Origin of the sequence: Terribacillus saccharophilus, from assembly GCF_000725365.1 — a bacterium.
Classification (GTDB): domain Bacteria; phylum Bacillota; class Bacilli; order Bacillales; family Amphibacillaceae; genus Terribacillus; species Terribacillus saccharophilus.
On record NZ_CP008876.1, the window covers coordinates 257,716 to 278,768 of the forward strand.

The following is a 21,053-nucleotide window of genomic DNA, read 5'->3' on the forward strand; positions in this document are numbered from 1 at the left end:
TTTATATGGATAGTGCTAGGAAAGCTAATAATATACCGATGATATAACTGCTTAGCAAATAACTGATTGCAATGGTAATTCTCTTTCTGCTTCCCAATTGGAAGATCTCCAGGAAGAACGTGGAGAATGTTGTAAATGAACCGAGAAATCCGATGGCGAGGAAGTTCTGCCAGGTCAATCCCCAATCAGCTTGATAAACGAGTCCAATTAGAAAGGAACCTGAAATATTGATCAAGAAGGTCCCAAGCGGAAAGTCGTTCCTCCAGAACGTCTCTACTCTTCTGCTTATTTCGTAACGAGAAATTGCCCCTAACCAGCCGCCTGCAAGTACAAAAATAATACTCATATGGATTGCTCCTTTTGGACTGGGTCCGGAGAAAGTCGCAGACCTAGGAGCAGTGCACCTAAACCACCCGCTGTACTAGAAGCGAGATAAATTAATCCGATGTGTGCCATACCATCTTGGACAAGAAGTGCTGTTTCCAGGCTGACGGTCGAAAAAGTTGTGAATGCTCCGATCATGCCTGTTGTCAGTGCTTTAGCTAGTGCAGGTTTATCCGCAAAGTAGCGCCTTTTCACAAAGTTAGTCAAATAACCCATAGCGAAACAGCCAATAATATTGATGCAAAGCGTCCCTGAAGGGAAATTGCCGGCCTGCGGCACCAATGCGCCAACCAGATAACGGAGAAATGCACCAATACTGCCCCCGCAGCCAATTGCGAAATACATTTTCATACACAAACCTTCTTTTTCTGCATATAATGCTGTATGCCTGTATTATACCCCATTATCTGTGTTACGCTATTAGAACGGATTTAGAAGGAAAGGTAGTATGATTATGATGAAAAACGCGGCGATTTTGAGTGAGGAATATTTTGTATCCTACTTTCGCCTGCTGATGAATACGCGCGGCTGTACTGTAGAACAAGCGTATCAGCTCACAGTCGAGCAGATTTTCGAAGGAGATATCAATCTCTTTGGAGAGGATACTAAAAAGAATTTCAAACTTGCCTATCAAGCAATAAAAGGAAACTGAGGCTTCCTGACATGCTTCATTTGACATTGAGAATGGTTATCAATTAAAATGAGAGCAGATGAAGGGAAGTGAATGAAGGTGGCAAGTGTACTGATAGCATTCACCAGTATGTCAGGTAATACGGAAGAAATGGCTGACATTATGGAACAGACTTTGGAAGAAAAAGGAGTCGAGGTAACGAAGCTCCAGATTGATATAGATCAGTTAGACGTTTTTACGATGACGGATTATGATGGCATCTTAATGGGCACCTATACTTGGGGAGACGGAGATATCCCTTACGAAATCGAGGATTTCTACGATGAACTGGATGACATCGAACTTGATGGCAAACCGGTGGCTCTATTCGGATCTTGTGATTCTATCTATGCAAGCTATGGTGCCGCAATTGACACGTTTCAGGATAAATTCAAGGAGCGCGGAGCGGAAATTGTTCTTGAGACTCTGAAAGTTGACTTATCTCCTGAAGATGAGGATATCCGTAACTGTCAGGAGTTCGCTGCTTCGTTTGCAACTGAAGTAAATAAAGAGCGTAGCATTTAAAAAAGCAGTCTGCTTCATGCAGACTGCTTTTTATTTTTTAAAATATAAAAAGGTTTATGTAGAATAATGTCGAATAAATTCGGGTATAGGAGCGGATAGGAGGTAGGACTATGGACATATTCCCTATAGAGACAAAGCACCGTGATGACATGATCGAAATTACTAACTCTATTCAAAGCTACATCCATTCAGTCGGTATCGAAGAGGGAATTGCAGTTATTTCCTCCTTACATACGACTGCGGGTATCACAGTAAATGAAAATGCTGATCCTGATGTGAAACAGGATTTTCTGCGCAGGCTCAGAGAGGTATATCCATGGAAGCACGAGCTGGATTTGCATGCGGAGGGAAATACGGCAGCTCATTTGAAGACAAGTACAGTCGGACATGCTCAGACAGTGCTCATCTCAGAAGGCAAGCTCGTATTAGGAACATGGCAAGGTATTTATTTTTGTGAGTTCGATGGACCCAGCTCACGGAAATATGCAGTCCAAGTACTATCGTCTGGAAGGGATGGTGCGTGATGGAACAGCTGTCTGTATGTGCAATGTGCGGGACAGTCCTTGATATACCGGAAAAGGGTGAATTGCTGATGAGGTCACCGGAATCATTCAGAAATTTATCTCTCGGTAATCCGCTCAAACAGGAAGATACATATACGATTTACCAATATTTCAGCTTACAGCAGCTAGAGCAGATGCTCTTGTCTATAAGAAGTCAAAGTATATCAGGTGTAAGGTGTACCGTCGCAAAAAAAGTAACAAATAGTTTCCCAATGGTATCTGTCGAAGAGTTGCTCCAGCGTGTTCAATTTCCGCAATTCACAGAAATTGTCCAAAAGGGTGCATTTCAATCTTTTCTGCAGCCTATCATCTCTATGGAAGATGAGAAAATCTTCGGATTCGAGCATTTGCTGCGTGCAGACAAACGGGAAGTCTCACCTGCTGCTCTGTTTAATTTTGCGGCAGAAGCAGGACTCACTAGTATGCTCGACCAGCGTGCAAGAAAGACGGCAGTCAGGAAAAGGGCACAGGAAGAAATATCAGATGGAGTGAAAAGCTTCATTAATTTTATGCCATCAACTATTTATAATCCGGATTTTTGTCTAAGGCAGACATTCCATACAGTTGAGGAATATGGAGTAGATCCAAAAGACCTTGTATTCGAGGTAGTTGAAACTGAGAAACTGGATGACGTTTCCCGCTTGAAACGCATTTTCAAGCGTTACAAGGAAGAAGGCATGATGGTAGCCTTGGATGATGTTGGGGCAGGCTATTCCACGCTCGAACTGCTTAAAGAGCTGGAACCCGATTTCGTCAAGATAGATAGAGCATACATATCTTATTGTGACACTAGCGCACAGAAACAAGAATTTCTATATAAAGTAATGGACGTTGCCCGCGTTCTTGGCACGAAGGTGTTGGCAGAAGGGATTGAAAGACAGGAGGAGCTTTCATTCTGCAAGCAGATTGGAGTGGATTTAGCTCAAGGCTACTTTATTGGGAAACCGAGTTCTGAAGCTGTCTCAGGAAATTCCCTGTTTCCTTCGAGGTAATTTATTTGCCAATGAAACCCCATTATTGATTGGAGTATATCCAATTGATAATGGGATTTTTAACTTAATATCCAAAATGGATCAAAATATTTTACATTTTCTTTAAAATACCTTTAAGTTCTGGAAAGCCTGCCGATATATTGAAAGTCAATATACAGTGTGGAAGTGGCTGTGTAATAGCTATCATCAGGGGGATGCTGGAATGAAATTATTGAAAAATGTGAAAATCAGGACGAAAATGCTTATTTTAATCCTGGTAGGAGCTATAGCACTAGGGATTGTAGGGACGGCTGGCATATTTTATACACGAGAAATGGCGCGAGAGGCTGAATTGATGTACAAAGATAAGCTTTTGCCTAACTTATCTTTAAGTCAAATTAGCGAGAACAATCAGGCAAACGATGCATACATTTTGGAGATGATGCTCACTGAGGATGAGTCAAGAAATGATGAGCTCAATGACATGCTTACATCATCCATTGTCGGAATTGATGATGAGATGGATAAACTGGAGCATAGTTTTATGTCCGCAGATGGTAAAAAGATATTTGAAAACTATAAGCAAGAGCGTGAAGGTTTACATGAAATCCGAAATCGTGTTATGCGGCTTGCTTTAGAAAATCAAAACGATGAAGCATACAATCTCTTTGTTGAAGAACAGATTCCGCAGCGTACGGTTGTGAACGATACCCTGAAAGAGTTGCAGGAACAGAATACGAAGGAAGCAGAACAAACATATGAGCAGGCAACAGAGGACGTCAGACAGGCCACAATCATATTATCAAGCGTTATAGGTGTTGCTTTAATACTATTAATTGCTATTGGCATACTTATATCAAAACTTATCGTTTCTCCAGTTAAAGAACTGCAAAACTTATTGGGCAAAGCTGCAGATGGAGATTTCAGCTCTGATGGTTCGTATCAATCCAAGGATGAGATGGGAGCACTGACCGCTTCTTATAATGCTATGGCAGATGGCATGCGTTCTATTATCCGAGTTGTGAATGATACATCCCAGCAAGTGGCTGCATCTGCAGAGGAATTGAGTGCGAGTGCTGAACAAAGCAGTTCGTCATCTGAACATGTGGCTAAAACGATTCAGGAGCTCGCAGAGGGCTCCGTCCAGCAGCTAGAGCTAATTACAACAGCTACAGGGACAATGGGTAATATGGATCAGCATACAAATAAGTTAGCTTCCAACGCTCAGAATGTGGAAGAAGCAGTGCAGAAGACATCTGAATTATCTGTCCAGGGAGGACATGCAATTAAGGATGTAAACGAACAGATGAATACAATCACTTCTCATGTGCAGGAGTTGTCTGCTTCGATTGACAGTCTGAACAAGCGGTCCCGGGAAATCAGTGATATTACGAGTGTTATCACGGATATTTCTGCACAGACAAATCTTCTTGCGCTGAATGCAACCATCGAGGCAGCTCAAGCTGGAGAACATGGAAAGGGATTTGCAGTTGTTGCGGATGAAGTGCGTAAGTTGGCCGAGGAAACAAAGGGAGCCGCGGGACAAATTGCTGCTTTGGTCGACTTTATCCATCAGGATACGACGAAAACCATTGATTTGATGCAGCATGCAGCGGATGAAGTACAGGCAGGTACAAGAGTTGTGGATCAAGCGGGCGGTTCATTCCATCAAATTGAAACTGCAGTAGCGGGTCTGGTTGATGAATTCCGCGAGGTGAGAGTTGCTCTGGAAGGCATGATTGCAGGCACAGATTCTGTCAATATGTCACTTGGTGATGTGAACGGGGTAGCAGAAGAAGGAGCGGCTTCAACGGAAAGTGTGTCAGCAGCAACAGAACAACAGCTGGCTGCCATGCAAGAAATAGCGGCATCATCTAGCTCACTTGCGTTTATGGCAGAGGAGCTCCAAACCGCAATTGCTCGCTTCCGTGTGTAAGTTAATTGACTAGCAGATAGTAACCGATAAAGGATAAGATTAATAACAGGAAAACGTATATCATCCATTTCACATTGAACCCTCCTCTAAGAAGTAGACGCATACTTCCTGGAAAAGGGTTCATTTTTTTACATTGTTTTCATCCAATCTGTGCATACTAGTTGCAGTATGTTCAAAGGAGGCAATGAAATGGATGCTTTTCAAGCAGGAGAAATCGTCTATGTAATTATCCGCAATCCCCATGCACAGGGAGTAGCCAATATACAGGAGGCAGCGGTCGTCCATAACCCGGAAAAGCCAGGTGAATTGGCTTTGTTTGTGTATGAAACCTATTATCCGCTCAATGATGAAGTGGCGGTTTATCAGGATCTCGGAGAGGCGGAAGAAGCATATGTATCCGCTTTTGGCTTAGCCGATGGTGGTTATTATGGTTAAACCGTTTGTACCACAGCTTGTGTATATAGAGCCTCGGGCATTAGAATACCCGCTTGGTGTGAAGCTGAAGAACAAATTCCAGGACATGGGCGTGGAGATTCGTGAGACGACTTCCCACAATCAGGTCCGTAATTTGCCGGGCGATAATGATTTCCAGAAGTACCGTACTGCCAAATCAACGTTGGTTGTCGGTGTGCGGAAAACACTGAAATTCGATACATCTAAACCATCAGCTGAATATGCTATTCCATTTGCGACAGGCTGCATGGGGCATTGTCACTATTGTTACCTGCAAACGACGATGGGATCCAAACCTTATATTCGCACGTATGTAAATACAGATGAAATATTTGATGCAGCAGAGCAGTACATGCAGGAAAGAGCGCCAGAAGAAACGCGGTTTGAGGCATCCTGTACATCAGATATCGTTGGTATCGATCACCTGACGCACACTTTAAAACATGCGATTGAATATTTTGGCAGGTCCAAGCACGGGCAGCTGCGTTTTGTAACGAAATTCGCTCATGTGGATCATTTGCTGGATGCAGATCATCAAGGACGGACGCGATTCCGCTTCAGCATCAATGATGATTATGTGATCAAGTACTTCGAGCCAGGCACCTCACGATTGAAAGATCGTATCGAGGCTGCGGTGAAAGTGGCGGAGGCAGGTTATCCGCTCGGATTTATCGTTGCTCCAATTTATTTACATGATGGCTGGCAGACAGGCTACCCGGAAATGCTAGAGCATTTGGAAGCTGCTTTACCTGCTCATGCTAAAAAGAACTTGACCTTCGAATTGATCCAGCATCGATTCACGAAGCCGGCAAAGCGCGTTATCGAGAAAAACTATCCGATGTCGAAGCTTGAGTTAGATGAAAGCAAGCGGAAATATAAATGGGGGCGCTATGGTATAGGAAAATACGTCTACCAAAATGAAGAGCAAGAAGAAATTAAAGATGTAATAGGAAGTAAAATCTATAAGATGTTCCCGCAAGCCAGAATTGAATATTTCACTTGATTCATCGGTTGACATTCATATCTGTGCATGTGATAGTTAAGGGGACAATTGAATTTCGAGGAAGTCCACTAGGGGTGCCATTTGGCTGAGATAAGAGTAATCTTTATCCCTTTGAACCTGATCTGGTTAACACCAGCGTAGGAAAGTGGAGCCGGATTCGTGTATTTTCTGCACACTTAACTATACGAGTCGCTCCATACTTCTGGAGCGACTTTTTTATATGGCCGGCGCCAATCACCCTTCCGACAGGGCTTTCTCCAATAGGAGGAGAAAAAATGTTTTCTGCACAATTGAGAGAAGAAGCAAAACCGGTATTCGAAGCAATCTATGCACATCCTTTCGTAGAAGGAGTCGCCAATGGCTATGTGCCACGTGAGGCATTGATCCATTATGTGAAAGCTGATTATGAGTATTTGACCGCATTTGCCCGTATCTATGGTTTGGCAGTCAGCAAATGCGAAACGCGAGAAGAGATGGAGTTCTATCAGTCTCAAATTCATTTTGTTCTGCACAGTGAGATTCATCCGCATAACGTCTTCTGCAAGGTAGCAGGTGTACGGTACGAAGACTTGCAGCGCATGACACCTCCGCCTGCAGCTGACCATTATATTTCGCACATGATGAACAGTGCTGTACAAGGAGATATAGGAGAGCTGATGGCAGCACTTTTACCTTGTCCATGGACGTACCAGGCGCTGGCAGCTCATATTATCGAAACAAAGGCACCCGATGAATCTAATCCGTTCCTGGAGTGGATTCAGTTTTACAGCGGCAGGGAAGATGGCATGCCAGATGTGACAGCAGAGCTTAGCAAGCGACTGGATAAGTGGGCCGAGACAGCGGGAGCTGCTGCAAAAGAGCGTGCGCGGAAAGCTTTTCTTAAAAGTTGTATGCTGGAACACAGTTTCTGGGAGATGGCTGCCACTCAGCAGGACTGGATGATTCCATTGAGAGGAGCGTCTGTTCATGCCTGATATAAGGAGTGCTTTAACAATAGCCGGAACTGATCCGTCAGGAGGAGCAGGAATTCAGGCGGATCTGAAAACATTCCAAGAACGTGAAGTATACGGAATGAGCGTGGTTACTTCCCTTGTTGCTCAAAACACGACAGGAGTGCAAGCTGTTCATCATGTTCCAGTAGATTTTCTTGAACAGCAGCTGGAATCAATTTTCTCTGATATCACGCCTGCTGCTGTAAAAACGGGGATGATTGCATCAGAGGAGATGATGCGCTGCATCGCTGCTGCTTTGATTACATCAAAGACTGCTTATGTAATGGATCCAGTTATGTATGCCAAAAGTGGGCATGCACTTATGGGAGAGGATTCCAGAGCTGCACTAAAGAAGCACCTTGTTCCGCTTGCTACGCTCATCACACCGAATATACCGGAAGCAGAAGAACTTACAGGCATTCGTATTAATGATGAAAATAGCGTTAAAACCGCAGCAAAAATAATCGTTCAGGAATATGGGGCAAGTGCTGTTTTGATGAAAGGCGGACATATGGAAGGAGCATCTGCGGCTGATTGGCTCCACGATGGAAATAGCTTCACCGCCTATACCGCAGAACGTATTCAAACGAAACATACTCATGGGACGGGATGCACGTATTCGGCAGCGATAACTGCGGAACTGGCTAAAGGGAAATCTCTGCAAGAAGCAGTTAGAATCGGTAAGGATTTTGTTACAGATGCGATTTCGTATTCGCTTCAGCTTGGAAAAGGTAATGGTCCGACAAATCATTGGGGATACCGTCTGCAAGGTGTGCCAGTCCAGGAGGGACAGCATAATGAAGTATACTGATGTGATTAAGCAAGTCCGGGAAGCGAATCCATTGATTCACTGTATTACGAATAATGTCGTCATTAACTTTACGGCCAATGGTTTGATTGCACTCGGTGCTTCACCAGTGATGGCGTCAGCTAAGGAAGAAGCAGCGCAGATGGTTCAGCATGCACAAGCGCTCCTAGTGAATATCGGCACACTTGCCGCAGCAGATGTAGAAGCAATGATTTTAGCCGGTAAAGAAGCGAATAGACTCGGAATACCAGTTATTTTCGATCCTGTCGGAGTGGGCGCCACAGCGTATCGGACAGAAACGGCCCGTCGCATATTGGCGGAGGTGGATGTTACCGTCATTCGCGGAAACGCAGGTGAAATCTCTGTTCTAGGAGGCACATCAGTCAAAGTGAAAGGTGTAGATGGCTCCGAGGATGGTATTTCACCAAGAGTTGTCCAGCAGCTCGCCAGAGAATTGAGTACGATTGTGATTGCAACAGGAAAAATAGATATCCTGTCAGATGGGAACCATACGTATAGTATTGCGAATGGACATATGATGCTCAGTAAAATAACAGGGTCTGGCTGTTTGCTTGGTGCCGTTGTAGCAGCATGTGCTGGAGCAGCAGACAATGTATTGGAAGCTTGCATCGGTGCTCTTACTTTCTACGGTATTGCAGCCGAGGAAGCGGCTAAGACCGCAAAAGCTCCTGGAAGCTTTCAAATCGCTTTTCTGGATCAGCTATATTTGTTAGGAGATCAAGTGATTGATTCGGAAAAAGTGGAACAACTCGAAGTAGGAGTATAAAGAAACAATCAGCAGAAGTATACCTGCTGATTGTAGGATGTCACTTTTCTGGATGAGGGTGAGGGCCATGCCGAAGCGGCTTTGGGATGAAACCATCTTGCTCTAATTGTTTAAACCTTTGATCCAAATGCTTTTCGATTTGGTCGGCCTTCTCTTCAGAAAAGACACCGTATTCTACGTACTTTTCAATAATTTGCTTTTCCTGCTCTAATGCCTGCTTCTGCAAAGCTGCTATTTCTTGCTTCTGCTCATCTGTCAGCACATCGGCAACAGCTTTGTCAGCAGCAAAACCAGCAGCTGGATTGGAAATGACCAATCCGACACATAGAGCGATTACTACAGCCCCAGCTTTCATCCATTTCAACTTTATCATCTCCTTGTTCAAAGCTTGGGCTTACTTTACGCAGTTTTGGGATTGCTATCCATCTTCCACACTTTTTCCTAAATTAGGAGAAGAAGAATTTCTACCTGAGGAATGAGAACATGTACAACACATAATGGGGATGTGGAATGTCTAAATGGAAAAGGAGTAATAAACATGAAAGAAGAATTGGAGCTTTATTTCATAATGGGCAGTCAAAACTGCCAGGACAAGGATCCGGAGGACATACTGGAACAGGCGCTTGAAGCTGGTATTACAATGTTTCAGCTTCGGGAAAAAGGAGAGGGAGCTGCGACTGGACTGGAAAAAAGACAGCTGGCTGAACGGCTGCAGGCAAGATGTCGGGCGCACAGCATTCCTTTCATCGTTAATGATGATGTGGATCTTGCGATTGCGATTGGAGCAGATGGTGTGCATATCGGACAGACAGACGAAGCAATGCAGCAAGTAAAAACACGCTGTCCGGAGCATTTCATTATCGGTGTGAGCGCACAAAATGCCGAGGAAGCTAAAAAAGCAATCCAGGACGGAGCCCATTACATCGGTGTTGGTCCAATCGCCGCTACTCGCACGAAGATTGACGCAAAATTCCCAATCGGTCTGACAGGATTACGCGAGATTCGGAAACAAGTTGGTGACTTCCCGATGGTTGCAATCGGCGGCATCAATCAGAAAAATGCCGAGGCTGTCCGGCAAGCTGGAGCGGATGGTATTTCGTTCATATCCGTTTTAACGAAAGCGACGGATATACAGCAGGCAGTAAATGAACTGAAGATGAAGATGGAAAAGATGCACACGTGAGTGCATCTTTTTTGTTGAGTGGAATTAAAATGTAAGGATTTGGTCACAATTCGTTCTATACGCTATCTGTATTCTCTTATACGATGAAAGGGACATTTAAAAATTGGAGTGGTAAATATGAAGAAGCCAATGTTGGTCTTGCTGGCATTGTTCTTATATATGCTGCCGCAGACTGTGTCCGCCCATGCAGTACTGACGGCATCTGATCCAGGACAAGGTGGTACGGTGACAGAAAGCATGGATGCTTTCACTCTGACATTCAATTCTAATGTGGAGGATGTAGTAGAGACGAAAGTGATAGTCGATGGACAAGCACTTGCTACTGACTCTGCAGCCGTTGATGGAACGACTGTCACTGTTCCATTGGCTCAGGAAATGATTGATGGGAATTATGAATTAAGCTATAAAGTAATTTCAGCAGATGGACACGAAGTCGGTAACACAATCTCCTTTACAGCAGAAGGTCTTGCCTCAGCTGAGGAAAGCGATAGTGAACAGGGCTCGGCAGTCAAAAATGAACAAAATACACAAGTGAATGAACAGGAGCAAACAGCAGCAGAAGAATCACATGAAGAAGAGGAAGGTTCCGATACAGGTTTCATAGTGACGGGATTGGTAATCATCGCCTTACTTTGTGCCGCTGTTTTGTTCTTCACTTATCGTAAAAAGGATTAACTCGCCGTGATTCTAGTTCCATTGTTGGAATTACTGTCGTATATCGCTTTTTCTTTTCTCGCCGGTCATCTTGTTTTCAGATTTGTACGAAAGGAAGAAGCAGCAATCCGGACACCGCGAAGTGACGTATTAGCTGCTGCAGCTTCTGCCGCACTCGTCACGAGTGGTCCTGTTATTAACCTCGTTTCTATAATTGGCGCACAGAATGGATATGGGCAAGCATTGAGCCAAGTCTTATTCCAATTTACAGCAGGAAGAGTGTGGATCGGAATCTTTTTCCTGGCTATCTGTGTTTGGCTACTGCTTTATTTCAACAAATTTCCGTTTCTCACGCTACTTTTATTCCTTGGTATGCTATTTCTTAGTGCGTATGGCAGCCATTCAGCAGTGGAGGGTGGGTTGATCGGTGCTTTTGCCCATTTCGTCCATTTAGGTGCTGCTGTTTTCTGGGTAGGTGTACTGATTCAAGTATGTTTTTATACTTCAGAACAATTCAGTTGGGAAAGTTTCCTAAAATGGTTTACACCATTTGCCATTCTGCTCGTCATGTTAGTTATAGTTAGTGGCATAATTGTCATGCTGTTTGCTATGGATATCCGAAACTATGGAAATGCTTTGATGCTGACGTATGGCCAAATGTTGTTCGTAAAGCATATCGTGTTCGTACCTGTACTTGTATTTGCTGTTATTAACGGCATCCTAGCGAGAAAAGCTCATCGTGATCCTGCATTTCGTCCGCTTAACTGGATTCGGGCCGAAGCAATTCTGCTAGCAATTATATTTATTTGCACAGCGATACTTGGCACTTCTGCTACACCTGCTGATATTCCAGCGACCCTAAGCAATGAGGGATCTGCCTTGATATTCGGCAGCATTTTTTCTAGTGTGACAGCTGAAAGTGTCGCAACCTGGCACTGGGGTGTACTTGGAGTTGTTTGCTTCATCGGATTTGGCTTGTTTTTGGCCAGTATCGTTTATCTTTTCAAAAAAAGAGCTGCAGCAAGCTTTGCATTGGCGTCCGCTTTCGTTGCTTCGGCACTTTTGTACACTGCCATAATGACTAGTTTGCAATTTTAATAAATTCATAGGACGGCATTATTCCACCTTTAATCACAGAAAGTTTCCACTAGGCAAACATTCTGCTGGAAAAAGGAAATAGAAATTGGAATAATGTCTTTTTTTGTGTTCTGCTGTCGTCTGATTTCCCAATACATTTCCAAGATAGCCTATGCTAGATTTACTTTAATAGTTTCTGAGAGTCTAGAAGGCAGAAGGTCGGACTCCACTTCAGTGACTATAAAATCTAGCGAGGTGATTGAATGAAAAGAAAACTGGTAAGTGTCGCTGCTGTGGCAATGATAGGATTATCTGTATTTCAGCCGTTACAAGCTGGTGCCGCTCCTGATGAGACGGCAAAAAATGAGGAAGTCCGCATTCTCGTTAAGCAGAAGGACGGCGTGTTTTCCACCCAAGCAACTGATGAGGTGAAGGAAGAGCATGGTGTCCGCAACAGCTTCGGTAACGAAGGCTTTACAACTGAGGTATCTGAAAAAGAACTCGAGGAGCTGAAATCCGACAAAGCTCTGGAAGTAACGGAAGTAAGTGTATATACGAAGCAGGAAGTGTCTGAAAAAAGGGATATATCCACACAAGCTGTATCCGACCGTACACCATGGGGAATTCAAGCAATTTATAATAACTCATCCATAACTAGAACAAGCGGCGGAAATAATATCAACATCGCTGTTCTCGATACTGGTACGTCTGTTAACCACCCTGACCTTGCTGCCAATGTGGAGCAGTGTGTCGACTTTACTCAAGCATCCAGCGGACAAGTGAATGGCACTTGTGTCGATCGTGATGGGCATGGTACCCATGTCTCTGGTTCTGCACTTGCCAATGGCGGGAATGGTTCTGGTATCTTTGGTGTAGCACCGGAAGCAGATTTATGGGCATATAAAGTACTCGGTGACGATGGGCGCGGCTATTCCGATGACATTGCAAACGGTATCCGGAAAGCTGCCGATGATGGAGCAAACCGTGGGGAGAAAGTCGTCATTTCAATGTCTCTTGGCGGAGGGCAGGATACTCTCATCTCCAATGCAGTTCGTTATGCAAATAGCAGAGGGGCATTAGTCATCGCGGCAACGGGTAACTCCGGCCCGTATGAAGGTTCAATCGGCTATCCTGCTGCACTCCCAGAAGCTGTTGCAGTAGCAAATCTGGAGAACCGCCAGCAAAACGGTACATACCGAGTTGCCGATTCTTCTTCCAGAGGCTACAGCCGTACAGATGGTGATTATGTTATTCAGCAAGGTGATGTGGAAGTATCAGCTCCAGGGTCAGCTATCCTATCAACTTATCCAGGAAACACATATGCATCACTGACTGGAACATCTATGGCTACACCGCATATCTCTGGTTTGGCAGCTAAGATTTGGTCAGAAAACACAGGCTTGAGCAGCTCCCAAGTGAGACAGACATTGCAGTCCCGTGCTCGTGCTAACGATATCCTTGGCGGCTATGGTGCTGCTAGAGGCGATGATTATGCCTCCGGATTCGGTTTCCCTCGTGTTCAATAGTCTAGTAAAAGGAATGAAGAAGGCCTCTATAGCAGGGGCCTTCTTTTTATAGTTTTTGAGGCAATTTCCAGACAAGCAGACCGGAAATGCTGGCAATACATCCTCCTATTATAATTGTTGTTCCTATGCCGACAGACTCTGATAAGAGACCAGCGCAAACAGAAGCAACTGGAAGTAAGCTAAACGTAATGAAGCGGGATGTAGATTGGACACGACCTAGTAAATTGCGTGGTGTATAGCGCTGTCGAATTGTTTTGATAATCGGGTTAACGGCACCTGCAGCCGCTGTTCCAATCATATTGAAGCAAGCTGCCAGCCAGATAGTATCCGTCAGCCCGACGCAGATGATGGATAAACCGCCAATCACTTTAGCAACGAATAATATCTGTTTGTATGTAGAGAAGCGATCGGCAAAGAAACCCAGATAAGTACCTAGAATGGCTCCGATTCCGCCAGAAGATAATGCAATACCAAGCAGCAAAGGATCTTTTGTGAGTTGGTTTACATAGATGACAAGCAAAACAATGAGAAATTGTATTCCGAAGTTGGAGATTAGTGATATAAGATTGGTATACCAAATCTCTTTCTGTTGATAGATGAAAGAGAAGCCTTCTCTCAGCTCGTGGATGTATTGAGATATGGAGAATGTTCTGGAGCTGGTCGTTTGCTGCTCGTATGGAAGCAGGAGCACTAACCAAACGGCGAGTAAGGAAAGTCCGCTTACTGCTATTAAGCTGTAATGGATGCTGAAGAATAGAAGAACAACACCGCCTATGCTCGGTCCAATTACGATGGTAAGCTGAAATATAGCACTTTCCAGACTGTTAGCGTAATGAAGCTGCCGATCGGAAACTAGATGTGGAATGGCAGTAAACTGAGCACCCTGATAGAATTGACCAGCGAATCCGATGCACATGGATATGATACAGATTAGCAAGAGACTTATCTGTCCGGTTATAGCGAATATACTCAGCAGCAAAAAACAGAGAAAGCGCACAAAGTCCGCAATCAGCAGTACGTGCTTCCAGTTTGCGCGGTCAAGAAAAGGACCGATGAGAGGCTGCAGCAGCATCGATGCTCGCTCTACAGCTATAGCAATTGTAACTGCGATAGTGGAAGAGGTTACGTCGAGCACTAATAGCGGTAGCAAGATGCTGTAAACCTGTCCGGCCATGGAAGCCATAGTGGTGCTCATCATTAGGCGTGATAACGGATGGGTCAACGTAATTTTCTGCACAGTCATGTGATTACTCTTCCAAAAATGACTGCAGCTCATAATCTAGGGAAGCAATACTATCTTTATTTGCGTAGTAAACCTGCTTGTCTGATGCGATAAGTCCGGCAGATTTGAGCATCTTCAAATGATGGTGCAGTGTTGATTTTGCAACGGGAAGCTGCTCCGTTAATTGTTGTAGCGTATGTTCACCTTCCATTAAACGTTTTAGCAAGTGGAGTCTTGTTGCATCACCCAATGCCTTATACTTTCTTACAAGCATCGTATCTGGATTATATCTGTTTTCTGGATCGATGCTATTAGAGTGAATTGGGTAATAGAAAACCTTTGTGCCAGGCAGGTCTGCACTGATTGTCCACGGCCTGTAGTGGAAATGCGGGATAAACAGGACCGTATTGATTCCATCATCAGGTTTGTAGCTTGTACTATTTGTCACCGAGCGTATAAAGGTCAGTTTATCCATGGAGACAAGCTTTTGTTCTTTGTTCGAGATATCTCTTTCCAGCATATCCTGCAAGAGTTTCTCCTGTGGTCTGATTACTTCTTTGAACCATTTTTTCATAACAGAAATCAAGTGTTCTTTCAGGGAGGAAATATCTGCATTGGCAATAAAAGCGATATAATCCGGAAAGAAAGGGTTGTCTGAAGTCACTTCTTGCAAAGTGGTCAAGGAGCTTTCATGTCCCTGAGCAGCCCGCGTTCGATGTTTTTCAAACGCGCTTCCGATGTAGGGAAGACTCTGTTTTCGCAATGTCTGTTCCGGCATGTTCGAGACTTCATCTGTCCATTCATCTAAGGTTGTGGCATTTGAGTGGTGCAGCAGCTGTAGAAGCGTCTTCCAGGTGTTACATTGATGAATCTTATGCAGTTCAAGCTGAAGCTCATCTGAAAAGTCATTTTCGGGATCATCCCACATCTTTTCCACGTGTTCAAGCGTCCCAGCTAAGGAAGCATTTGTGACAGCGGCAATTCCTAATGCGGCTTCCCATAGTAACGATGTTTCAAAACGAATGGTATAATCATGTTTTGCTTTAAAACCTGTCTGAATTATCTGCATATCTATCACCTCGTAAATAATTCTATATTATTAGAATATTATATTCAATAAAAATCGAACAAAGGAGAAGATAAATGTATCATCGTGCATTCGGCGTATATGCTGTTATACATAAAGAAAACAAACTGCTTGTCATCCACAAAGGAAGAGGTCCATATATTAATCGCTTTGATTTACCCGGAGGAAGTCTGGAAAGCGGGGAGGGTTTGCTAGATGCTGTCATTCGTGAAGTGAAGGAAGAAACGGGTTTGACTGCATCAGTGAAGAAGCAGATTGGCGCTGTCGATTTTAAGCTTCCGTGGCAGTGGAAGGATTTTACCCATGTCCATCATACAGCGGTTTTTTATACAGCAGAGGTAAATGGAGAAATACAGATACCAGAACAATTTGCAGGGCAAGATGCGCTAGGTGCAGAATGGATGCCGTTTGAGAAATTGTTGGCTGCGAACAGCTCACCTTTGGTCATTCAGGCAATCAAGTGGTTATTGTCTTCAGAAGTGCCGTTAGAAACAGTTGTCTATTCAGAGTGGGAAATAAAAGAGGGGAGTTTTCAGGAAGGAGATCAGGGTATTAGATAAGGAAAAAAGAGGGTGCAGCTTAGGTGAAAAAAGTAGGATTGTATGTGTTCAGTCTGATGTTTATTGTGGCTGGTATTTTGCATTTTGTATTGGATGATGGTTTTGTTGCCATGCTGCCCGCGTATGTACCGCTGCGCTATACATTAATATACTTAACTGGCATTGCGGAGATTCTCCTGGCTATTGGACTACTTGTACCTGCTACCAGGAAATTAACAGCTATCGTTACTGTTATCTATTTAATTGCGATTTTCCCGGCAAACATTTACAGTGCCGTCTATGATATCCCGGTGCCGGGCTTTGAGGAGACAGACCAAACCCTACTTTATATACGACTTCTTGCACAACCAGCACTTATCTGGTGGGTTTGGAAGGTTACGAGATAAACGTATTTGCAATTCCTCGGATGGCTTCGCATATAGTGAGAATATCATGTATGCCGAGGTGACCTATGCGTTCCATCAGTTTATGTATGATCGTTAAAAATGAAGAAGAGGTACTGGCCGGCTGTTTGGAAAGTGTTCGTGATTTAGTGGATGAGATCATTATCGTGGATACAGGCTCCACGGATCGAACAAAGGAAATTGCAGCACAGTACACTTCGCGTATGTTTGATTTCAAATGGATAGATGATTTTTCCGCTGCTCGAAATTACAGCTTCAGTAAGGCAACGGGAGAATACATTATGTGGCTTGATGCGGATGATGTGCTGCTAGCAAAGGATCAGGAAGCTTTCCGTTCTCTATGGAGTAATTTGACCCTTGATGTGGACGTCGTATCGATGTTGTATCATACAAGTTTGGATGATGAAGGTCGTCCGCTTTACTTGTATAGAAGAAATAGAGTCGTGAAGCGTAGTAAGAATTTCCGCTGGCGTGGTGCTGTACATGAATACTTGGAATTTGGGGGAAATATTGTGGATTCGGATATAGCTGTCACACATCGAAAAAGCGATAAAACTTTTACGATTTCAGACCGCAATTTACGTATCTACGAGTCCTATGTCGCTTCTGGCAGGGAACTGTCGCCTCGCGATATGTTTTACTATGCAAATGAGCTAAAGGATCATGGAAAGTTTGAGCTTGCCAAGTCTTATTATATGATGTTTCTTCAATCAGAGAAGGGCTGGGTAGAGGACAATATACGAGCGTGTCAATATCTGGCGGATTGCTGCAAGGCTGAAAAAGATATGGATGGGTATCGTACTAACCTCTTTCGTTCATTCCAGTATGACCGACCGCGGCCGGAATTTTGCTGTCTAATTGGTGACTTGCTGACAGAAGATCGTAATTATCATGCAGCTGCTTATTGGTATGAGCAGGCTTTGGATTATGAAGGGAAGGAACTGCCAGGCTTCAGTGTACCTGCTTATACGACTTGGTATCCGTATTTGCAGCTGACGCTATGTTATTCTCGAATTGGTCAGCTTGAGCAGGCAAAATCAGCCCATGAAAAAGCTGTTTCCTTTAACCCGAATCATCCAAGTATCCTTCATAATACAGCATTCTTTGAGAAGCTCAGTCTTTAATTTCCTTTTACTGCTTCATATGTCATAATACGTACTATCAAGGTAAGATGTGGAGGATTAGTTGTGGCATTGGATATAATTGCTTGGATTATCATTGCGGTGGCATTCATCGCTAGTTTTGCGGGAATTGTTTATCCCGTTATTCCATCTCCGCTAATGTTATGGATTGGATTCTTAGTTTTTCAGTTCATGCTCAGTGATGGAGATTTGTCTGTATTCTTCTGGGTAGCGATGGTTATCTTGACGGTCATTTTGATCATCTCAGATATTATCGCCAATAGTTATTTTGTTAAAAAATTCGGCGGAAGTAAATGGGGCGAGCGAATCGCAGCAATCGGTGTCATTGTTGGTTCCTTTATTATCCCGCCTTTTGGAATCATTGTCGTGCCGTTCGTTGCTGTGTTTGTGACAGAGCTTGTTCAAAGAAGAACACTGAAGGAAGCTATCTATTCTTCCATCGGCTCATTGCTGGGCTTCCTTGGCGGATCGATAGCAAAGATTGTAATTCAATTGATTATGATTATCTGGTTCTTTATAGCAGCTTTCGTATAAAAAAAGCGAGCATCTCTGCTCGCTTTTTCTTATGCGTATTCTGTTTTCTGCAATCGCATATCTAAGATGTAATAACCGAATGGAATGACGGATGCGATCAGAGCTAAAATTGCCCACTTCATTCCCCAGCCAACTTTCAAGGTCGTGTAACCGGTCCAAATGACGTACAGGACGAATAAACCGCCGTGGATGGCACCTATGTAGGTGACGAAAATCGGTATATCCATCATGTATTTTAAAGGCATTGCCATGAACAATAACAAAAGCAAGGAAGTCCCCTCGAGAAACCCGATGATACGGAACCATTTCAATGTCGCTTGCATGAAAGCCCTCCCAAAAACTATTTATAAATAGTATAAGCAAGCTTGCCCCTATTTACCACTCATCGGGAGAACTTGTCATAACATTGTCAAAATATCATGTTACATCATAGATGGACGGGCGTCTGTCCTGGAATACTGGGATACGGTTTCGCACGTCATCAACTTGGTCAAGATCTGCTTCGCCGTACAAAATTGTCTCTGCTTCTCCTGCCTCAGCGATAATTTCGCCCCATGGCCCAATGATCACACTGTGCCCGGCAAATTCATTGGCAGGGTCACTTCCTGCGCGATTACAAGCAACGACGTAGCATTGGTTCTCAATTGCCCGGCTGAGCAAAAGCGCGCGCCAGTGATCCAGTCGAGCTTTCGGCCACTCGGCAACGACGAAGAGCACTTGCTGATCGTGGATCATATGCGTGCGGATGAATTCGGGAAAACGGATGTCGTAACAGATGACACCAGCTGCTCGTTTATTTCCGATGGAAAAGGAAGCGGATTTGTCACCTTGGTTCAGAAACTTCTCTTCGTCCATCAATCGGAATAAATGAGCTTTATCATATTCATGGAGCAGCTCACCTGCTGGTCCGAAGACAAGCATCGTATTATAAACACCAGTATCGGTCTGCTTGGCGATGGAACCAGCGATAATATATTTTTGATGTGTTTTAGCTAGTCTGCTGATAAAGCGCTTTGTCGTTTCTCCCTCGGTATCACTTATATTATCGAGTCTTGTCAGGTCATAGCCGGTTGTCCAAAGCTCAGGCAGCACGAGGACATCGGCCTTTTCCTGTGCCTCATTTATTAACTCTTCCACTTTTCTGTAATTGGCTTCCGGGTCACCAAAAACGATATCATGCTGAATCAAAGCGAGTTTCATTGGGTCACTCCCTTATTCGCCGCAACGAATGTCTCAACACTTCGCATGGCTTCGACTACTTTTTCTGAATCGGATACATGCATGAAATGAATGGATTCACCTGGAGCGACAGCGCCGTCTGCGGCAATTTTCATCACCTTGTCCAAATCTTCTTTTACACCAAGTTCTTTAAGTACAGTTGGTAGTCCGAGTTTTTGATAAATCGGAAGCAAAGTGCGGATCTCTTCGAATTTCTCTTCCAGTGCAAGCTGAACAAGGATACCATAAGCTACTTTGTTTCCGTGCAGCTGCTCATGTGTTTCGGCAAGTCTTGTCAGTCCGTTATGAATGGAATGTGCGCCAGCAATTCGGCCATATTCATCACCGAAACCGCCAACCATACCGCCAGCCATAATGATCGTTTCTGCAACGCGGAGAAATGCACTGTCAGCACGTTTGCTTTGCAATGAACAAATAGCAGCATCTCCTTCGGCAATAAGGATATCCCGGCATAACTTCGCTGCGTTACGGGATATTTGGACAGCAAGCGGCTGATCAGTCATGTTTTCGGTAAGTGCATCCGCTTCGTACCACTTGGCCAATGTATCGCCAATTCCGGCAATTAGATAAGGCGCAGGTGTCGTAAGCAGAAGCTTCGGCTCGACTAGCAGCATAAATGCGCTGCGTGGGAATACGGTATATTCAACGAAATTACCTGCTTCATCATAAAAAACGCTAAGCGAAGCCCATGGAGAGCAGTTAGAAACAATTGTCGGAATTAAGATGACTGGAAGACCTGCATCATTAGCAGCGGCTTTGGCAGTATCCAACACTTTTCCGCCGCCAACACCGATTATGAATTGAGCAGCTTCGTCAGCTGCGATACCTGCAAGTCTCGCTGCTTCTGCATGTGTGCACTGGCCGTTATAAGCTACGCGTTTCACTGGCAAATCGATCGGATCCAAGAATGGGGAAGCAGCTTTCCAAGAAGCATCTCCGTGAATAAGCAACCCATTGGTCCAATTCAATTCCGAAAGCTTCGCTGGAAGGCTTTCCAATATATTATCCTCACAAACGTAATAATTCGGAGCGCCTTTTATGTTGATGGTCATGTTGTCACCTCATTGATTTTTTACATAAAAAAACTCTTCCAAGCGTATCTGGAAGAGGGAAAGGCCAATGTTATCCGTCCCCTTATCCCTCAGCATCTCGCTGTTGGAATTAGCACCGTGTGCAAATGCACCGGTTGCCGGGCTTCATAGGGCCAATTCCCTCCGCCTTCTCTTGATAAGAGTGTGTGATTCATGTATGATTTGTTCATTATCGCATTCTATTTCCAACACTGTCAAGATTGGTAATAGTCAGAATAGGAAGTGCGACACAACAGGAGAGT

At 44.1% G+C, this 21,053-nt stretch carries 26 protein-coding genes and 2 riboswitches; of the genes, 18 read left to right on the forward strand and 8 right to left on the reverse strand.

Features of this window, described 5'->3' with window-relative positions; all coding sequences use genetic code 11:
- Position 1 precedes the first annotated feature (1 nt).
- On the reverse strand, positions 2-346 hold the full coding sequence (gene crcB / locus GZ22_RS01320) for a fluoride efflux transporter CrcB (RefSeq protein ID WP_038557964.1): 345 nt from the start codon (positions 344-346) through the stop codon (positions 2-4).
- Complete coding sequence (gene crcB, locus GZ22_RS01325) at positions 343-735, reverse strand: fluoride efflux transporter CrcB (protein ID WP_217258987.1); 393 nt, start codon at positions 733-735, stop codon at positions 343-345. Before crcB (GZ22_RS01325) ends, crcB (GZ22_RS01320) begins: the two co-directional genes overlap by 4 nt.
- A gap of 97 nt (positions 736-832) precedes the next feature.
- On the opposite strand from crcB (GZ22_RS01325), the gene GZ22_RS01330 reads away from it, so the two are divergent.
- The 10 genes from GZ22_RS01330 to thiM all read left to right on the forward strand — a co-directional run bounded on the left by GZ22_RS01330 (position 833) and on the right by thiM (position 9,092).
- Positions 833-1,036, forward strand: a complete 204-nt coding sequence (locus GZ22_RS01330; RefSeq protein WP_051747928.1) for a hypothetical protein — start codon at positions 833-835, stop codon at positions 1,034-1,036.
- A 72-nt stretch (positions 1,037-1,108) separates the two neighbouring features.
- A complete protein-coding gene (locus tag GZ22_RS01335) occupies positions 1,109-1,579 on the forward strand; it encodes a flavodoxin (protein ID WP_245609695.1) in 471 nt (156 codons plus the stop codon).
- A gap of 110 nt (positions 1,580-1,689) precedes the next feature.
- Complete coding sequence (locus tag GZ22_RS01340; protein ID WP_038557966.1) at positions 1,690-2,103, forward strand: secondary thiamine-phosphate synthase enzyme YjbQ; 414 nt, start codon at positions 1,690-1,692, stop codon at positions 2,101-2,103.
- The gene (locus GZ22_RS01345; protein WP_051747930.1) at positions 2,103-3,134 is read left to right on the forward strand and encodes an EAL domain-containing protein; all 1,032 of its coding nucleotides are present in this window, start codon (positions 2,103-2,105) and stop codon (positions 3,132-3,134) included. The genes GZ22_RS01340 and GZ22_RS01345 overlap by 1 nt, the downstream gene beginning before the upstream one ends.
- Before the next feature lie 202 nt (positions 3,135-3,336).
- A complete protein-coding gene (locus GZ22_RS01350; protein ID WP_038557969.1) occupies positions 3,337-5,049 on the forward strand; it encodes a methyl-accepting chemotaxis protein in 1,713 nt (570 codons plus the stop codon).
- 189 nt (positions 5,050-5,238) lie between these two features.
- On the forward strand, positions 5,239-5,484 hold the full coding sequence (locus tag GZ22_RS01355; protein ID WP_038557971.1) for a transcriptional regulator SplA domain-containing protein: 246 nt from the start codon (positions 5,239-5,241) through the stop codon (positions 5,482-5,484).
- The gene (gene splB / locus GZ22_RS01360; protein WP_038557973.1) at positions 5,477-6,505 is read left to right on the forward strand and encodes a spore photoproduct lyase; all 1,029 of its coding nucleotides are present in this window, start codon (positions 5,477-5,479) and stop codon (positions 6,503-6,505) included. The genes GZ22_RS01355 and splB overlap by 8 nt, the downstream gene beginning before the upstream one ends.
- Positions 6,506-6,565: 60 nt before the next feature.
- Positions 6,566-6,666: riboswitch (TPP riboswitch) on the forward strand.
- 114 nt (positions 6,667-6,780) lie between these two features.
- Positions 6,781-7,479, forward strand: coding sequence for a thiaminase II (gene tenA, locus GZ22_RS01365; RefSeq protein ID WP_038557975.1), 699 nt, complete (start codon positions 6,781-6,783; stop codon positions 7,477-7,479).
- Positions 7,472-8,308 (forward strand): bifunctional hydroxymethylpyrimidine kinase/phosphomethylpyrimidine kinase, encoded by an 837-nt coding sequence (gene thiD / locus GZ22_RS01370; RefSeq protein ID WP_038557977.1) that lies wholly within the window; start codon positions 7,472-7,474, stop codon positions 8,306-8,308. The genes tenA and thiD overlap by 8 nt, the downstream gene beginning before the upstream one ends.
- Positions 8,295-9,092: a hydroxyethylthiazole kinase gene (gene thiM, locus GZ22_RS01375; RefSeq protein WP_038557979.1), complete on the forward strand. Its 798-nt coding sequence runs from the start codon at positions 8,295-8,297 to the stop codon at positions 9,090-9,092. Before thiD ends, thiM begins: the two co-directional genes overlap by 14 nt.
- 40 nt (positions 9,093-9,132) lie before the next feature.
- Here thiM and GZ22_RS01380 read toward each other — a convergent pair whose 3' ends face one another.
- On the reverse strand, positions 9,133-9,447 hold the full coding sequence (locus tag GZ22_RS01380; protein ID WP_038565409.1) for a YckD family protein: 315 nt from the start codon (positions 9,445-9,447) through the stop codon (positions 9,133-9,135).
- Between the two features lie 183 nt (positions 9,448-9,630).
- On the opposite strand from GZ22_RS01380, the gene thiE reads away from it, so the two are divergent.
- The 4 genes from thiE (at position 9,631) to GZ22_RS01400 (ending at position 13,532) form a co-directional block, all read left to right on the forward strand.
- Positions 9,631-10,275, forward strand: a complete 645-nt coding sequence (thiE, locus tag GZ22_RS01385; RefSeq protein WP_038557982.1) for a thiamine phosphate synthase — start codon at positions 9,631-9,633, stop codon at positions 10,273-10,275.
- A gap of 117 nt (positions 10,276-10,392) precedes the next feature.
- Positions 10,393-10,950 (forward strand): copper resistance CopC family protein, encoded by a 558-nt coding sequence (locus GZ22_RS01390; RefSeq protein ID WP_038557984.1) that lies wholly within the window; start codon positions 10,393-10,395, stop codon positions 10,948-10,950.
- A 6-nt stretch (positions 10,951-10,956) separates the two neighbouring features.
- Positions 10,957-12,027, forward strand: coding sequence for a copper resistance D family protein (locus tag GZ22_RS01395; protein ID WP_038557986.1), 1,071 nt, complete (start codon positions 10,957-10,959; stop codon positions 12,025-12,027).
- A gap of 242 nt (positions 12,028-12,269) precedes the next feature.
- The gene (locus tag GZ22_RS01400; protein WP_038557988.1) at positions 12,270-13,532 is read left to right on the forward strand and encodes a S8 family peptidase; all 1,263 of its coding nucleotides are present in this window, start codon (positions 12,270-12,272) and stop codon (positions 13,530-13,532) included.
- Between the two features lie 46 nt (positions 13,533-13,578).
- Here GZ22_RS01400 and GZ22_RS01405 read toward each other — a convergent pair whose 3' ends face one another.
- On the reverse strand, positions 13,579-14,775 hold the full coding sequence (locus tag GZ22_RS01405) for an MFS transporter (protein WP_164071997.1): 1,197 nt from the start codon (positions 14,773-14,775) through the stop codon (positions 13,579-13,581).
- Positions 14,776-14,779: 4 nt separating this feature from the next.
- On the reverse strand, positions 14,780-15,823 hold the full coding sequence (locus tag GZ22_RS01410) for an ArsR/SmtB family transcription factor (RefSeq protein WP_038557993.1): 1,044 nt from the start codon (positions 15,821-15,823) through the stop codon (positions 14,780-14,782).
- 74 nt (positions 15,824-15,897) lie between these two features.
- Between GZ22_RS01410 and GZ22_RS01415 the strand changes: the two genes are divergently transcribed.
- From GZ22_RS01415 to GZ22_RS01430, 4 genes are all read left to right on the forward strand, one after another.
- Entirely contained in the window at positions 15,898-16,401 is a 504-nt protein-coding gene (locus GZ22_RS01415) for an NUDIX hydrolase (RefSeq protein WP_038557995.1), read from the forward strand.
- A 23-nt stretch (positions 16,402-16,424) separates the two neighbouring features.
- Complete coding sequence (locus GZ22_RS01420) at positions 16,425-16,787, forward strand: DoxX family protein (RefSeq protein ID WP_038557997.1); 363 nt, start codon at positions 16,425-16,427, stop codon at positions 16,785-16,787.
- Between the two features lie 65 nt (positions 16,788-16,852).
- On the forward strand, positions 16,853-17,929 hold the full coding sequence (locus GZ22_RS01425) for a tetratricopeptide repeat-containing glycosyltransferase family 2 protein (protein ID WP_038558000.1): 1,077 nt from the start codon (positions 16,853-16,855) through the stop codon (positions 17,927-17,929).
- 69 nt (positions 17,930-17,998) lie between these two features.
- Complete coding sequence (locus tag GZ22_RS01430) at positions 17,999-18,481, forward strand: DUF456 domain-containing protein (protein WP_038565413.1); 483 nt, start codon at positions 17,999-18,001, stop codon at positions 18,479-18,481.
- A gap of 29 nt (positions 18,482-18,510) precedes the next feature.
- Here the strand turns inward: GZ22_RS01430 and GZ22_RS01435 are convergent, their stop codons facing one another.
- From GZ22_RS01435 to GZ22_RS01445, 3 genes are all read right to left on the reverse strand, one after another.
- On the reverse strand, positions 18,511-18,804 hold the full coding sequence (locus tag GZ22_RS01435; protein ID WP_038558002.1) for a DUF3817 domain-containing protein: 294 nt from the start codon (positions 18,802-18,804) through the stop codon (positions 18,511-18,513).
- Positions 18,805-18,898: 94 nt separating this feature from the next.
- Positions 18,899-19,681: a carbon-nitrogen family hydrolase gene (locus tag GZ22_RS01440; RefSeq protein ID WP_038558004.1), complete on the reverse strand. Its 783-nt coding sequence runs from the start codon at positions 19,679-19,681 to the stop codon at positions 18,899-18,901.
- A complete protein-coding gene (locus GZ22_RS01445; RefSeq protein WP_038558006.1) occupies positions 19,678-20,772 on the reverse strand; it encodes an iron-containing alcohol dehydrogenase family protein in 1,095 nt (364 codons plus the stop codon). The genes GZ22_RS01440 and GZ22_RS01445 overlap by 4 nt, the downstream gene beginning before the upstream one ends.
- Before the next feature lie 79 nt (positions 20,773-20,851).
- Positions 20,852-20,954, reverse strand: a riboswitch (SAM riboswitch).
- Positions 20,955-21,053 lie beyond the last annotated feature (99 nt).

Excerpts from the sequence above, each read along its gene's own strand:
- crcB (WP_038557964.1), bottom strand. The coding sequence starts at position 346 with ATGAGTATTATTTTTGTACTTGCAGGCGGCTGGTTAGGGGCAATTTCT.
- crcB (WP_217258987.1), bottom strand. The coding sequence starts at position 735 with ATGAAAATGTATTTCGCAATTGGCTGCGGGGGCAGTATTGGTGCATTT.
- GZ22_RS01330 (WP_051747928.1), top strand. The coding sequence starts at position 833 with ATGATTATGATGAAAAACGCGGCGATTTTGAGTGAGGAATATTTTGTA.
- GZ22_RS01335 (WP_245609695.1), top strand. The coding sequence starts at position 1,109 with ATGAAGGTGGCAAGTGTACTGATAGCATTCACCAGTATGTCAGGTAAT.
- GZ22_RS01340 (WP_038557966.1), top strand. The coding sequence starts at position 1,690 with ATGGACATATTCCCTATAGAGACAAAGCACCGTGATGACATGATCGAA.
- GZ22_RS01345 (WP_051747930.1), top strand. The coding sequence starts at position 2,103 with ATGGAACAGCTGTCTGTATGTGCAATGTGCGGGACAGTCCTTGATATA.
- GZ22_RS01350 (WP_038557969.1), top strand. The coding sequence starts at position 3,337 with ATGAAATTATTGAAAAATGTGAAAATCAGGACGAAAATGCTTATTTTA.
- GZ22_RS01355 (WP_038557971.1), top strand. The coding sequence starts at position 5,239 with ATGGATGCTTTTCAAGCAGGAGAAATCGTCTATGTAATTATCCGCAAT.
- splB (WP_038557973.1), top strand. The coding sequence starts at position 5,477 with ATGGTTAAACCGTTTGTACCACAGCTTGTGTATATAGAGCCTCGGGCA.
- tenA (WP_038557975.1), top strand. The coding sequence starts at position 6,781 with ATGTTTTCTGCACAATTGAGAGAAGAAGCAAAACCGGTATTCGAAGCA.
- thiD (WP_038557977.1), top strand. The coding sequence starts at position 7,472 with ATGCCTGATATAAGGAGTGCTTTAACAATAGCCGGAACTGATCCGTCA.
- thiM (WP_038557979.1), top strand. The coding sequence starts at position 8,295 with ATGAAGTATACTGATGTGATTAAGCAAGTCCGGGAAGCGAATCCATTG.
- GZ22_RS01380 (WP_038565409.1), bottom strand. The coding sequence starts at position 9,447 with ATGAAAGCTGGGGCTGTAGTAATCGCTCTATGTGTCGGATTGGTCATT.
- thiE (WP_038557982.1), top strand. The coding sequence starts at position 9,631 with ATGAAAGAAGAATTGGAGCTTTATTTCATAATGGGCAGTCAAAACTGC.
- GZ22_RS01390 (WP_038557984.1), top strand. The coding sequence starts at position 10,393 with ATGAAGAAGCCAATGTTGGTCTTGCTGGCATTGTTCTTATATATGCTG.
- GZ22_RS01400 (WP_038557988.1), top strand. The coding sequence starts at position 12,270 with ATGAAAAGAAAACTGGTAAGTGTCGCTGCTGTGGCAATGATAGGATTA.
- GZ22_RS01405 (WP_164071997.1), bottom strand. The coding sequence starts at position 14,775 with ATGACTGTGCAGAAAATTACGTTGACCCATCCGTTATCACGCCTAATG.
- GZ22_RS01410 (WP_038557993.1), bottom strand. The coding sequence starts at position 15,823 with ATGCAGATAATTCAGACAGGTTTTAAAGCAAAACATGATTATACCATT.
- GZ22_RS01415 (WP_038557995.1), top strand. The coding sequence starts at position 15,898 with ATGTATCATCGTGCATTCGGCGTATATGCTGTTATACATAAAGAAAAC.
- GZ22_RS01425 (WP_038558000.1), top strand. The coding sequence starts at position 16,853 with ATGCGTTCCATCAGTTTATGTATGATCGTTAAAAATGAAGAAGAGGTA.
- GZ22_RS01435 (WP_038558002.1), bottom strand. The coding sequence starts at position 18,804 with ATGCAAGCGACATTGAAATGGTTCCGTATCATCGGGTTTCTCGAGGGG.
- GZ22_RS01440 (WP_038558004.1), bottom strand. The coding sequence starts at position 19,681 with ATGAAACTCGCTTTGATTCAGCATGATATCGTTTTTGGTGACCCGGAA.
- GZ22_RS01445 (WP_038558006.1), bottom strand. The coding sequence starts at position 20,772 with ATGACCATCAACATAAAAGGCGCTCCGAATTATTACGTTTGTGAGGAT.